General features: G+C 74.8%; 10 protein-coding genes. 5 read left to right on the forward strand and 5 right to left on the reverse strand.

Annotation, left to right across the window (positions count from 1 at the left end; all coding sequences use genetic code 11):
• Positions 1–27 precede the first annotated feature (27 nt).
• Positions 28–1,674 (reverse strand): ABC transporter substrate-binding protein, encoded by a 1,647-nt coding sequence (locus ACIPXM_RS28370; RefSeq protein ID WP_401661040.1) that lies wholly within the window; start codon positions 1,672–1,674, stop codon positions 28–30.
• A 160-nt stretch (positions 1,675–1,834) separates the two neighbouring features.
• On the opposite strand from ACIPXM_RS28370, the gene ACIPXM_RS28375 reads away from it, so the two are divergent.
• Entirely contained in the window at positions 1,835–3,013 is a 1,179-nt protein-coding gene (locus tag ACIPXM_RS28375; RefSeq protein ID WP_401661042.1) for a LacI family DNA-binding transcriptional regulator, read from the forward strand.
• A gap of 34 nt (positions 3,014–3,047) precedes the next feature.
• On the opposite strand, the gene ACIPXM_RS28380 is transcribed toward ACIPXM_RS28375, so the two are convergent.
• The gene (locus ACIPXM_RS28380) at positions 3,048–4,682 is read right to left on the reverse strand and encodes an amidohydrolase (protein ID WP_401661044.1); all 1,635 of its coding nucleotides are present in this window, start codon (positions 4,680–4,682) and stop codon (positions 3,048–3,050) included.
• A 139-nt stretch (positions 4,683–4,821) separates the two neighbouring features.
• Here ACIPXM_RS28380 and ACIPXM_RS28385 point away from each other — a divergent pair, with 139 nt between their 5' ends.
• From ACIPXM_RS28385 to ACIPXM_RS28395, 3 genes are all read left to right on the forward strand, one after another.
• Positions 4,822–5,523 carry a TetR/AcrR family transcriptional regulator gene (locus ACIPXM_RS28385; protein ID WP_401661046.1) on the forward strand — a complete coding sequence of 234 codons (702 nt, stop codon included), beginning with the start codon at positions 4,822–4,824 and terminating at the stop codon, positions 5,521–5,523.
• A gap of 173 nt (positions 5,524–5,696) precedes the next feature.
• On the forward strand, positions 5,697–7,094 hold the full coding sequence (locus ACIPXM_RS28390; RefSeq protein ID WP_401661049.1) for an NAD(P)/FAD-dependent oxidoreductase: 1,398 nt from the start codon (positions 5,697–5,699) through the stop codon (positions 7,092–7,094).
• A 113-nt stretch (positions 7,095–7,207) separates the two neighbouring features.
• Positions 7,208–8,461 carry an exo-alpha-sialidase gene (locus ACIPXM_RS28395; RefSeq protein ID WP_401661052.1) on the forward strand — a complete coding sequence of 418 codons (1,254 nt, stop codon included), beginning with the start codon at positions 7,208–7,210 and terminating at the stop codon, positions 8,459–8,461.
• Positions 8,462–8,477: 16 nt separating this feature from the next.
• On the opposite strand, the gene ACIPXM_RS28400 is transcribed toward ACIPXM_RS28395, so the two are convergent.
• The 3 genes from ACIPXM_RS28400 to ACIPXM_RS28410 form a co-directional block, all read right to left on the reverse strand.
• Positions 8,478–8,690, reverse strand: coding sequence for a cold-shock protein (locus ACIPXM_RS28400; RefSeq protein WP_401661055.1), 213 nt, complete (start codon positions 8,688–8,690; stop codon positions 8,478–8,480).
• A gap of 113 nt (positions 8,691–8,803) precedes the next feature.
• Entirely contained in the window at positions 8,804–10,111 is a 1,308-nt protein-coding gene (locus tag ACIPXM_RS28405) for a glycoside hydrolase family 6 protein (RefSeq protein ID WP_401661060.1), read from the reverse strand.
• Between the two features lie 223 nt (positions 10,112–10,334).
• Positions 10,335–11,273 (reverse strand): glycosyltransferase, encoded by a 939-nt coding sequence (locus tag ACIPXM_RS28410; protein ID WP_401661062.1) that lies wholly within the window; start codon positions 11,271–11,273, stop codon positions 10,335–10,337.
• Between the two features lie 349 nt (positions 11,274–11,622).
• On the opposite strand from ACIPXM_RS28410, the gene ACIPXM_RS28415 reads away from it, so the two are divergent.
• Complete coding sequence (locus ACIPXM_RS28415) at positions 11,623–13,095, forward strand: sugar transferase (RefSeq protein ID WP_401661064.1); 1,473 nt, start codon at positions 11,623–11,625, stop codon at positions 13,093–13,095.
• The last annotated feature ends 32 nt before the right edge of the window (positions 13,096–13,127 follow it).

The raw sequence follows: 13,127 nt of genomic DNA on the forward strand, positions 1-13,127 counted from the left end.
GGCCGTGGGTGCGGTTCTTGCCGTTCATCAGGAGGCGGCACCGATCGTCGCGGCCCAGGGGTAGTAGAGCTGGGCGATGCCCGCGGGGGCGCCGGTGACCTTGTTGCCGAGGAAGACCGAGTAGGGGGCCTCGTAGACCGGGATGATGGGCAGTTCGCGCATCGCGATCTTCTGGAGTTCCTGGGTGAGGTCGCTGCGGGCGCCGGGGTCGGCGGCGGCGTTGGCGCGGTCGAAGGCGGCGTCGTAGACGGGGTCGGACCAGTTGCCGTAGTTCCCGAAGTCGCCGGTGCGCAGGTACTGGTAGAACTCCAGCGGGTCCGGGGTGTTGTCGTAGCCGCTGGTGATGACCAGGTCGAGTCCCTTGCGGGCGTTCGGGTCGACGAAGATGCTGCTGTACGCGTCGGGGGCGACGGACTTCAGCTGGACGTCGAGCCCGATCTGGCGGCCCGCGGCCTGCACGGCGTTGGCGACGACGCTGATCTCGGGCGAGAGGGTGCTGGTGACCAGGGTGAGCTTCTTGCCGTTGGCGCCCGCCTCGGTGACGAGCGCCTTGGCCTTGGCGATGTCGTAGCGGGGTTCGGGGAGCTCCTTGAAGTAGCCCTCGGTGCGCTCGGGCAGCAGGGCCCAGGCGCCGCGCGCGGTGGGGGCCTTGGCGGGGACGCCGATGCCGCCGGCGGCGGCCTTGATGATGTTCGTCCGGTCGAGGGCGAGGTGCAGTGCCTGGCGGACCTTGAGGTCGCCGAGGGTGCCCTTGAAGTCGAGGACGGCGAGGTTGGCGGTGGCGGTGTTGGGGCCGAAGTAGACCTTGCCCTTGGCGGAGGCGCGCAGTTGGGCGAGCGCGGCCAGCGGGATCATGTAGCCGCCGTCGGCGGTGCCGGAGAGGAAGGTGTTGGCGCGGGCGGCGGGGTCCTCGACGAAGGTGAAGCGGACGGTGTCGGTCTTCGGGGTGAGCTTCTTGTCCCAGTAGCCGGGGTGCTTGCGCAGGGTGATCGACTCGCCCTGCTGCCACTTCTCCAGGGCGTAGGGGCCGGTGCAGTTGACCTTGCCGCCGGGGACTCCGTAGTCCTTGCCCGCCTTGGCGAGGAAGGCGGCGCTCTCGATGGTGCCGGGCGAGGCCGCCATCAGTTCGTTGAGCAGGATGTCCGGCTTGGACAGGCGCAGGGTGACCTGGAGCGGCCCGGTCTTCTCGACGGCCTTGACGTTCTTGAAGGCGGAGCCCCACGGGGAGCCGGTGGCGGGGTCCATCTGCCGCTTCAGGGAGGCGACCACGTCGTCGGCGGTCAGCACGGTGCCGTCGTGGAAGGTCACGCCGGGGCGCAGGGTGTAGACCCAGACCAGCGGGTCGGGGTTCTCCCACTTGACCGCGAGGCCCGGCTCGATCTTCAGGTCGGGGGTGACCCGCAGCAGCTGCTCGCAGACGTTCGCGAGGACGGTGTTCGGCGGGTAGTCGTAGGCGAGCGCGTAGTCGAGGGTGTACGGCTCCGCGTACAGCGACCAGGTGAGCGAGGGCAGCGGGCCCTTCGCCGCGGGCGTGAGCGGGGCGACGGCGTAGCCGCCGGGTCCGGCGCCGGGCTGCTGGGTGGCGCCGGAGCAGCCGGAGACGGTCAGGGCGAGGGCGGCGACGCAGGCGAGGGCGGCGGAGAGCCGGGGCGTGCGAGGTCTGGGCGTACGCAAGGGAGACCCACCCCTTTACGGGTGTAGTGACGGGGGGCTTGGGGGTTTCGGGCTGGGGGGATTGGTGGCGAGTATTGATGCGGGAACGTTCCCGCACAAGAGTTTCGGAGACATTGCGGGAACGGTTTCGCGCAGGTCACGAAGGTGACACCATCGGCGGATGACCGCACAGGAGCACGCTTCGGGGCATGGCGAGGAACGGCCCGGCGGGGCCGCGGGGACGACCGGTCCCGCGGCCGTCCCACCGGCCGTCGCGCCCGCCGGGCCGCTCGTCGGACCGTCGGCCGGGCAGCCGGGCGGTCCGTCAGCCGGGCCGCGCGGGTCCGGGTTCCGGCCGGCGCCCCGGGTGCGGCTCGTCGACGTGGCCCGGGAGGCGGGCCTGTCGAAGACGAGCGTGTCGGCGGCCCTGAACGGCACCGGGCGGCTCTCCGACGCCGTCCGGGCGAAGGCCGTCGAGACCGCCCGCCGGATGGGCTACCGGCCGAACCCCACCGCGCGCCACCTGCGGGCCGGGCGGGCCCGGCTGATCGGCTACGTGGTCGGCGAGTTCGCCGGTGAGCCCTGGACGTATCTGGACTCGGCGTACTTCGCCCGGCTCACCGCGGCGACCGCCGCCACCGCGCTGCGGCACGGCTACGCCCTGGTGATGCTGCCCGCGGGCACGCTGCACCGGGAGTGGGCCGAGCTGCCGCTGGACGCGGTGATCGTCGCCGACCCGGTGGCGGACGATCCGCTGGTCGAGGACTTCCTGGCGGCCCGCATCCCGGTGTTCAGCGACGCCTCGGTGGCGGGCAGACCCGGTGCCCACTGGGTGGACGTGGACGCGCCTGCGGCCGTACGGGAGTCCCTCGGGCATCTGTGGGACGGCGGGGCGCGGCGGCCCGCGCTCGTCGTGCCGGACAGCACCACCCGGTTCCACCGCCAGGTGCGGGCCGCGTACGGCGCGTGGTGCGCGGAGCACGGCGCCGAGGAGCGGGTGACCGCGGTGCCCGCGCCGGGCAACGGCCCGGTGGTGCGCGCGGTGGAGACGGCCCTGACCGCCGATCCGCCGCCGGACGCCCTGTTCGTGGTCGCCGAGGCGAGCCCGCCGCTCGTCATGGACGCGGCCCGGCGGCTCGGCCGCGCCGTCCCCGACGACCTGCGGGTGGTGTGCGTGAGCGAGGACGACTCGGCCGCCCACGCGGACCCGCCGGTCAGCACGGTGAGCCTGCGCCCGGCGGAGGTCGCCGAGGCGGGCGTCGCGCAGCTGGTGGCGGCCCTGGCGGGTGACGCCGAAGGGTCCGCCGGGGTGCTGCTCACCGCCCTGCTCCAGGTGCGGGCCTCGTCCGCCCATCGCTGATCCCTCCCTCCTGGTCCGTCCCGGCGCTGGTGGGTCAGCCCGCGTACACGCGGGCGCCGCCGACGAAGGTCTGCTCGACCCGGGCCTCGGCGATCTCGGCGGCCGGGGCGGTGAGGATGTCCCGGTCCAGGACCACCAGGTCGGCGAGGTGTCCGGCGCGCAGGCTGCCCGCGTCGTCGTGGCCGTTCACATGGGCGGAGCCCGCGGTGTAGGCGGCCAGCGCGGTGGACAGGTCGAGCCGCTGCTCGGGCAGGAAGACCCGGCCGTCGGTGGCGCCCGGCTCGGCCCGGTTGACGGCGACGTGGATCCCGGCGAGCGGGTCGGGGCTGCTGACCGGCCAGTCGCTGCCCGCGACCAGGGTGGCCCCGGCGCGCACCAGGTCGCCGAACGGGTACTGCCAGGCGGCACGTTCGGGGCCGAGGAAGGGGATGGTCAGCTCGTCCATCTGCGGCTCGTGGGCGGCCCACAGCGGCTGGATGTTGGCGAGCGCGCCGAGCCGGGCGAAGCGGGCGATGTCGTCGGGGTGGACCACCTGGAGGTGCGCGAGGTGGTGCCGGTTGCCGCGCCGGCCGTTGGCGGCGACGGCGGCCTCGACGGCGTCCAGGGCCTCACGGACGGCGCGGTCGCCGAGCGCGTGGAAGTGCACCTGGAAATCGAGCGCGTCGAGTGCGGTGACGTGGCCGCGCAGCGCCTCGGGGTCGACGAAGCTGAGTCCGGTGTTGCCGGTGGCGCAGCCGCAGCCGTCGAGGTAGGGGCTGGTCATGGCGGCGGTGAAGTTCTCCGCGATGCCGTCCTGCATGATCTTGATCGAGCCTGCCCTGAACCGGCCGACGTCCAGCTTGGCGCGCTGCGCGACCAGGCCGGGGATCTGCTCGGCGCCGCGCTCGCGGTCCCACCACAGGGCGCCGGTGACCCGGGCGGTGAGGGTGCCGTCCTCGGCGCAGGCGACATAGGCGTCGGAGGGGTCGGGCTTGCCGCCGAACTCGCCGAGCAGCGCGTCCTGCCAGCCGGTGATGCCGTACGAGTGGAGCAGCCGCTGGGCGCGCAGCAGTCCGGCGATCCGGTCGGCGGCGCTGCACGGCGGGACGATCCGGCTGACCAGGTTGGCGGCGCCTTCCTGGAGGACGCCGGAGGGGGTGCCGTCGGCGGCGCGCTCGATCCGGCCGTCGGCCGGGTCGGGGGTGTCGGCGGTGATCCCGGCGAGTTCCAGGGCCCGGGAGTTGGCCCAGGAGCCGTGGTGGTCGCGGTTGACCAGGAGCACCGGGCGGTCCGGAACGATCGCGTCGAGGAACTCCCGGGTGGGCAGGCCGCCTTCGAAGCTCTCCATGGACCAGCCGCCGCCGGTGATCCACTCCTGGCCGGGGTGGGCGGCGGCGAACTCGGCGATGATCCGGCGGTATTCGTCGACGCCGGTGGTGCCGCTGAGGTCGCACTCGGCGAGTTCGACGCCGCCGTACACCGCGTGGATGTGCGCGTCCTGGAAGCCGGGGATCAGCAACTTGCCCGCGAGGTCGACGACTTCGGTGCCGGGTCCGATCAGCCCGCGCACCTCGTCGTGGCCGACGGCGACGATCCGCTCGCCGACGACGGCGAGCGAGGTGGCCCGGGTGCGGGCCGGGTCGCCGGTGAAGACGGGGCCTCCGGTGAAGACCAGGTCGGCGGTGCTCATCTGCGTACTCCTGGAGGGTGAGGGGCCCCGGTACGGGGCGGCCGGCGCGGGGCCGGCGAAGGGGATGCGTCATGGAACCGGCGGCGGGCGATAAACGTCAAGGGTGTTGTCATAAGCTCGGCGGCGATAGGGTCCGGCCATGGCCGAACGAGTGGTTCCGGAAGACCGGCGGCAGCGCCGCCGCCCCACCAAGCACGGGACCGTGCTCTCCGAGCGGGTGATCGTCGAGACCGCGCTGCGCCTGGTGTCCCAGCACGGCGCGGACGCGCTGTCGGTACGGCGGCTCGGCGCCGCGCTCGGCGCGGACCCCAGCGCGGTCTACCGCTACTTCCGCAACACCGACGACCTGCTGCTCGCGCTCGCCGACGAGATGGTGGGCCTGGCCCAGGCGAACTGGCGGGCCACCGGCGACTGGCGGGCCGATCTGCGGGACATCGCGCTGCGGATCCACGCCGCCTATCTCGCCCACCCGCAGGTCGCGGCGCTCGCCGCGCACCGCACCACCGGGCGCGAGCACGAGACCAGGGCGGTCGAGGCGATCCTCGGGGTGCTGCGCACCGCCGGGTTCCCCGACCCGGAGGCGGTGCGGATCTACCACGCCTTCGTGGACCAGGCACTGGCCTTCGCCGCACTCGACGCGGCGGCGCAGGCGCTGCCGACGGCGGCCCGGGAGGCGGACGAGCAGGTGTGGCACGAGGCGTACGGCAGGCTCGCGGCGGACACCCATCCGCATGTGGCGGCGACCTTCCCGCTGCTCGCGGCGGACATGCGGGACAGCGGGCACCCGTTCGCGCTCGAACTCCTCCTCGACGCGGTGGGGGCGCGGCTGGCGGCGCGCTGAGCGGGCCTCGGGGGGCTTCCGGGGCGCGCGGGCGGTGGTGGGGGCGGCGGTGGGGCGGCTTACGACAACACCATTGACGCAACTTCGCCGGGCCGGGTCTGATGGCGGCACTTCGCGGCGGCCTCCGTACCCGCCGCCGCCCGTCCCGGTCGAGCGACCGAAGGAGCCGCCCCATGGACCCCGTGCACGCCCTCCGGGACGCCGCGCCCATCCCGTTCTGGCTGACCGACCCGGGCCGCCCGGCGCCCGCGCCCGCCCTGGTCGGTCCCACCGACTGCGACCTCCTCGTGGTCGGCGGCGGCTACAGCGGACTGTGGACCGCGCTGATCGCCAAGGAGCGCGATCCGTCCGCCGACGTGGTGCTCATCGAGGCGGCCGAGGTCGGGCACGCCGCCTCCGGCCGCAACGGCGGCTTCTGCGAGGCCAGCCTCACCCACGGCCTCGGCAACGGCATCGCCCGCTGGCCGCACGAGATCGGCCGGCTCGAACGGCTCGGCATGGCGAACCTCCAGGCCATCGAGGACGCGGTCGCGCGCTACGGCATCGACTGCGACTGGCGGCGCAGCGGTTCGCTCGCGGTCGCGACGGAGCCGTACCAGCTGCCCGGACTCGCCGAGGAGGCCGAGGCCGCCACCCGGTACGGCGCCGAGGTCGAGCTGCTCGACGAGCCGCGGGTCCGTGCCGAGATCGACTCCCCCACCTTCCTCGGCGGACTGTGGAACAAGGACGGCGTCGCCATGGTCGACCCGGCCCGGCTCGCCTGGGGCCTCAAGCGCGCCTGCCAGGAGCTCGACGTGCGGGTGTACGAGCACACCCCGGGCGGCGCGCTCACCGAGGACGGCGCGCGGATCGCGGTGCGCACGCCGTACGGCCGGGTGCGTGCCCGGAAGGTGGCCCTGGCCACCAACGCGTACCCCTCGCTGCTGCGGCGGCACCGCCCGTACACCGTGCCCGTCTACGACTACGCGCTGATGACCGAGCCGCTGACGGACAGTCAACTCGGCGCGGTGGGCTGGAAGAACCGGCAGGGCTTCGCCGACTGCGCCAACCGGTTCCACTATGTGCGGCTGTCCGCCGACAACCGGATCCTGTGGGGCGGCTTCGACGCGGTGTACCGGGCGCGCGGCGGCGGGGTGCGGGCGGAGCGCGAACAGCGGCCGGAGACCTTCAAGACCCTGGCCCGGCACTTCTTCACCGCCTTCCCGCAGCTCGCCGGGGTCCGCTTCAGCCACGCCTGGGGCGGGGCGATCGACACCAGCACCCGCTTCTGCGCGTTCTTCGACACCAGCCACCAGGGCCGGGTGACGTACGCGGCGGGCTTCACCGGCCTCGGGGTGGGCGCCACCCGCTTCGGCGCCGAGGTGATGCTCGACCTGCTCGCCGGGGAGCGCACCGAGCGCACCTCGCTCGACCTGGTGCGCCGCAAGCCGCTGCCGTTCCCGCCGGAGCCGCTGCGGTCCGTCGGCATCGGTCTGACCCAGTGGTCGCTGGCCCGCGCCGACGCGCGCGAGGGGCGGCGCAACCTGTGGCTGCGGGCACTCGACCGGGCCGGGATGGGCTTCGACAGCTGAGGCGCCGGTCGCCCTGGGGGCACGACCGGGTTCACCTGCCCTTCCCCCGCCGATCACCCTTTCGTGAAGGGGAGTTGACGGGCCGGCCGCCGGGGCGGGATGCGGTGGCCGGTATGCGCTGGGGGCGGTGGGGATACGCGGCCGTGGTGGCCGCGCTGGTGGCGGGTGTCGCGGTGACGGACGTGCCGGTGGGCCACGGGCGGAGCACGGCCCGGCTCGGCTGCGCGGGCTCCGTCCCGTACCGGGCGGGGACCGGCGGCTACGCCGCGTACCGGATACCGGCGGTGGTGCGCACCCCGGCGGGCACCCTGCTGGCCTTCGCGGAGGGCAGGCGGCACGGCGCCGGGGACTCCGGGGACGTCGACCTGGTGCTGCGGCGCTCGGCCGACGGCGGCTGCACCTGGGGGCCGCTCGCGGTGGTCGCCGCCGGGCGGGGCCACACCCGGGGCAATCCGGCGCCGGTCGTCGACCCGCGCAGCGGTGACGTCGTGCTGCTGTCCTCGGGCAACGACGGCGCCGTCACCGAACGCATGATCCTCCAGGGGCGGGTGGGCGCCGACCGGGGCCGCCGGGTGTACGTGCAGCGCAGCGCGGACGACGGGCGCTCCTTCTCGCCGCCCGAGGACATCACCGCCGCCGCCAAGCTGCCCGGCTGGCGGTGGTACGCCACCGGGCCAGGGCACGCCGTCGTCCTGACCCGAGGCCGGTACGCGGGGCGGCTCGTCGTCCCGGCCGACCACTCGACCGCTCCCCCGCCGGGCTCCCGGGACACCGGCCGCGAGCCCCGCTACTACGGCGCGCACGCGCTGGTGAGCGACGACGGCGGGCGCACCTGGCGGATCGGCTTCGTCGACGACGCGCCGGAGGGCTCGGTCAACGGCAATGAGTCGACCGCCGCCGAACTGCCCGACGGCAGCCTCTACTTCAGCACCCGCGACCAGCTCGGGAGCGCCCCGGGGAACCGCGCCGACGCCCGCTCGTACGACGGCGGCGCCACGCTTGACCGCCCCTACGCGCCCCAACCCGCCCTGGCCGCCGTGCCGGTGGTGCAGGGCAGCCTGCTGGCCGTGCCCGGCACCGCTTCCGCGTCCGCGTCCGCGTCCGGGGACGGTCTGCTGCTGTTCTCGGCGCCGTCGGTCCCCGACCGGCGGGCCGCCGCCGCGCTGTGGACCAGCACCGACGGCGGCCGGACGCTGACCCGGGCGCTCACCCTGTCGACCGACCCGGCCGCCTACTCGGACCTGGTGGCCGTCGGCGACGACACGATCGGTGTGCTGTACGAGACCGGGCGCCGCTCCCCGTACGAGACGATCACCTTCCGGCGCGTCCCGCTGGCCCGGCTCGCCGCCCGGGCCGCGGGGCGGTGACGGCGCCGCCGTCCGGTCAGGCGCGGATCTCGGTCGCCTCGAACCGGCCGTCGCCGAGGACGAGGACGAACGACACCTGTTGCCCCTCGGAGACCGAGCGGATGCCCTCCAGGGCGGTGGCCCGGAAGTAGACGGGGTCGTGGGAGCCGACGGGCAGGACGAAGCCGTAGCCCGCGGCGCGGTCGAAGGACTGGACGAAGCCGACGCTGCGGCCCGGTTCGGTCTCCATGAGGGGGGCTCCCTTCCGTGGCACAAGGGGGTGTCTGATGTCGATACCCCGTACGACGGATGGGATCCCCTCCTCATTGACTCATGGACCCGAGAAGGCCCGGCCTCACCCGGTCAGGGGAGCAGCGCGGGCTGGGCCTCGCGGGCCAGGCCGTGCGCGAACTCGGGCCACCAGCCGCCGGCGGGCGGGTCGACGACGCCGTACACCGGGTCGACGGGACCGCCGGTGCCCCGGGTGCAGCTGCCGTCGGAGTCACCGATGGTCTTGACGTACAGATAGGCGTCGACGAGCGGCTGTCCGGTGTCGGCGGTCGGGCGCGGGCCCATGCCCCGGCCGGGCGGGTTGCACCATGCCTCCGGGTCGGCGTAGCTGCCGGGGGCGGGGTGCCAGGCGCCGCGGCCGTTGCGGCTGGTGTCGACGACGAAGTGGGCGAGCTCGGCGACCGGGGGCTGTCCGACGGTCTGGTCGTACCAGGCGTCGATCCAGTGCCAGGTGGCCGGGTCGTCGGCGGAGACGGCGTTGCCGGGCTTGCCGTCGTTGGGCGCGGCGGCGGACCAGAACTGGCTTGCGCACCAGTCGGTGTGGCCGCGGCCCCAGGCGGGGCCCTTGGTGGCGAACCAGACGCACTTGGCGACCCAGCCGCCGTAGCGGGTCTGCCGCTCGGTGGGGTGGAAGTTGGAGACGTTGAGCGCGAAGCCGTCGGAACCGGCGACGCCGCCGTCGATGAGCCGCTGGGCCATCTCGCCGACCCCGCGCCACTGGCTGTTGCCCGCGTCGAGGTAGACGGTGGCGCCGGGGCGGGCCTTCAGGGTGGTCACGGCGTGGCCGAGGTCGGCGAGCCGGGTGGTGGTGCGGCTGCCGTCCGGGTCGATGCCGCCCGCGCAGTCCTTGGGCAGGGCGGCGAGGCCGTCCGGTTCGAGGACGACGACGGCCCGCCGGTCGCCGATGCCGTCGGCGAGGGCGCCGATCCACTCCCGGTAGGCGGCGGAGGTGGTGGCCCCGCCGCCGGAGTAGCTGCCGCAGTCGCGGCCGGGGATGTTGTACGCGACGAGCACCGGCACCTGTCCGGCCGCGGCGGCCCGCTCGGTGAGCGCGGCGGCGTCGGCCCTGACCCGCTCGGGGGTGCCGCCGGTGAACCAGGTGGCCTGCGGCAGCGCGGCGAGCCGGGTCATCAGGGCCGCGTCCTCGCTCGCGCCCGCCGCCGCGTCGGCGACGGCCTGCTGGGCGGCCCGGCTGTCCGGCGCCACATAGAAACGGGTGCTCGGCGCCAGCGGGCGCCCGGCGTCGGCCTGGCCGCCGCCCGCCCCCTCCGCCCGCGCCGCCGTCCCGCCGCCGAGCCAGGCGGCGCCCACGGCGAGCACCGCCGCCAGGCCCGCGGCCCTGCGGCGCGCGCGGCCGCCGCGTACCGTCCGATTGGTCATGATGGTCCCTCCCACGGATGATCAAGCAGCAGCCTAGGCTGCGCGGTGATCGCGTGGGGGCGGGGCGGAGGCGTTCGGCCGTACGGGCGGAGTGCACGGCGTGTACGTGGGGCGCGTGCGGGGCGCGTGGAGGCAGGGGCCGCGGGGGCCGGTGCTCGGTGTGCGCCTGGTGCTCCCCGCGCGCCCGGGGCGCATCGGGCGCACCGGACGCGCGAGCGGGGGCTCAGGAGGCGCGGCTGCTCTCGTCCCTGAGCCAGGTGTCGAAGTCGCGCTTCTCGATGGCCTTGCGTGCGCCCCTGCGCGCCGCGAGCGCCGCCGCGACGAAGACGAGCATCGCGGGAAGCAGCGTCGGATCGGCCAGGAGCAGGGCTTTCAGGTCGCCGAGGCCGGTGCGGGCGGACGGCGGGGGCGTGTTCGCGCCGGGGTCGCCGGACGTCTGCTGGTGCTGTTCCAGCTGGGCGGTGGAGGTGGCGGCGCGGACCCGGCGGCGGATCAGGTCCCGCCAGGTGCGCGGCGGGCGCACGACCACCGTGGCGCCGTCGAGCACGGCCCGTTCGGCGGGGCCGAAGGCGAGCGAGGCGGCGAGGTCGTCGGCCATCAGCGGGGGCAGCGCGGCGATCCGGGCGTGGCCCTCCTCGGTCAGCGCGATGACGCCCCGGCCGAAGAGTCCCTCGCGGACGGCGGGCAGCCGCTGCCAGACCCGGTAGTAGGCCCGCACCCGCCAGGAGCAGCCGGTCATCGGCAGGACCCGGGCGGGTGCGGCGGCCTGCACGGCGCCCTGGCCGCCGCCGGGGCCGGTCAGGGCGGCGGCCAGGGCCCGGACGTCGGCGGCGCCGATCTCGACGTCGGCGTCGACGTACACCCGGGGGAAGGTCCCGGTGTGCCGGTCGCCGAGGCGCAGGGCCTGGTGCTTGGAGGGGACCGGGGTCTCGACCACCCGGACCCGGGGGCCGCGGGCGGCGGCGACGGCGGCGGTGCCGTCCGTGCAGCCGTTGCAGACCACGAGGATGTCGAACTCCCCCTCGGCCGCGCCGTCCAGGAGCCGGTCGAGGAGCCGGCCGAGCGTGCGTTCCTCGTTGTGGGCGGGGATGACGATGCTGGGCACGGCACCGGGCGGGGTGCCGGGGGCGCTCGTGGGCGCGCGGTGAGGACCGGTGGACACGAGGACAGTATGACCAACGCGTCCGACTCTTACAGATCCTTCAACTATCGGTAGGAGTTTCACACAACTCCTGGATGGCCTGCCCCAGTTGGTCTAGATTGAGCGCTGCCGGATCCGCCTCGGGCACGAAACACTCGTACCGGGCGGATTCTGCGTCCTGTGCGGGCCCTGCCGTGGCTGGGGAGACTTGCGACTCGGTCCGCACCGAACAGTTCAGGCGGAAGAGCCGCGTACCCTCGTCGACCCTCACCGCCCTTCCCCTGCCCATGAGTTGTGCACTCATGGGCGGACCGGGGGACGGGCCGGAGGGTTCAGCGGGGTGCGCGCGAAGCGCCCTTGGGGGGAATGGATGACCGTCCTGCCGGTCACGCATGAGCGGCACCGTGTCGAATCCACACATGTCGTCGTCCCACGCCCGTGGTGGCGGAGGAGACACCCGATCGCCCTGCTGGCCGCGGACACCGCGGCCGCGACCGTCGCCGCGCTGTGCGTGTGGCGGACGGGAGGGCACTGGCCGGTCGTGCTCGGCCTGCCGCCCGCGTGGGTGGCGGTGCTGCACGCCCACGGCGGGTACGCGAGCGGCCCGTTGGGCTCCGGCAGCGAGCTGTACCGGCGGGTGCTGCGCGGTGCGCTGGTGCTCCCGGCGCTCGCGGCGGTGCTCGGCTGGGGGCTGGCCCACGACCCGGACCTGATGTACGAGATGATCCTGGCGACCGTCCCGGCCGCCGTCCTCTCGCTGGCCGCCCGCTGCGCGCTGCGGCGACGGCTGCGCGGGCAGTGGGCGCGCGGGCGAAGACGGACCACCGCCGTCCTGGTGGGCCCGTCGGCCGGGGTGGCCGGACTGCTCGCCGCGCTGCAGCGGGACGGCCGTCCGGGGACACCGGCGGGCCCCGCGCTGCAGGGCATGGACTTCGCCGGGGTGTGCCTGACCGATCCGGTGAACGCCTCGGCGGTGGAACGCTTCGGGGTTCCGGTGCTCGGCGGTGTCGACGAAGTGCCGGAGGCGATACGGGCCTTCGGCGATCCGGCGGCCGTCGTGGTGCTGCCGACGCCGGACATGGACGGCCCGCAGCTGCGCCGGATCGCCTGGAGCACCGCGGCGGCGGGGGGCGACTTCCTGGTCGCGCCCGCGCTCGGTGACGTGGCCGCCGCCCGGCTGGAGGTCCGGCCGGTGGGCGGGGTGCCGCTGATACACGTACGGGCACCTCGGCTCTCCCGGCTGGCCCGGCTGCCGAAGGAGCTGGCGGAGCGGCTGCTCGCGGGCGTCCTGCTGCTGCTCCTGTCGCCGCTGATGTGCGCGGTGGCGCTCGCCGTGCGGTTCGGCAGCAAGGGGCCCGCGCTGTTCCGGCAGGCCCGGGTGGGGCTGCACGGCAAGCAGTTCACCATGCTGAAGTTCCGCACCATGCAGAACGACGCCGAGGCCCGGCGGGCGGAGCTGGCGCACGCCAACCAGAACAGCGACGGCCTGCTGTTCAAGGTCCGCGACGACCCGCGGATCACCCGGATCGGCGCCACCCTGCGCAAGTACTCGATCGACGAACTCCCGCAGCTGATCAATGTGCTGAGCGGCCGGATGTCGCTGATCGGGCCGCGGCCGCCGCTGCCCGAGGAGGTGGCCGGCTACACCCACGAGATCCGCCGACGGCTGCTCGTGAAGCCGGGCCTCACCGGGCTCTGGCAGGTCAGCGGACGCTCCGACCTGCCGTGGGACGAGGCCGTCCGGCTCGACCTGGCCTATGTGGACAACTGGTCCCTGGCCCTGGACGCCGTGATCCTGCTGCGCACCGGACCCGCCGTGGTCCGCGGCACCGGCGCCTACTGAACCGCGCACCCGCACCTGCCCGACCCGACCGA

Origin of the sequence: Streptomyces sp. NPDC090025 (genome assembly GCF_044748125.1) — a bacterium.
Classification (GTDB): domain Bacteria; phylum Actinomycetota; class Actinomycetes; order Streptomycetales; family Streptomycetaceae; genus Streptomyces.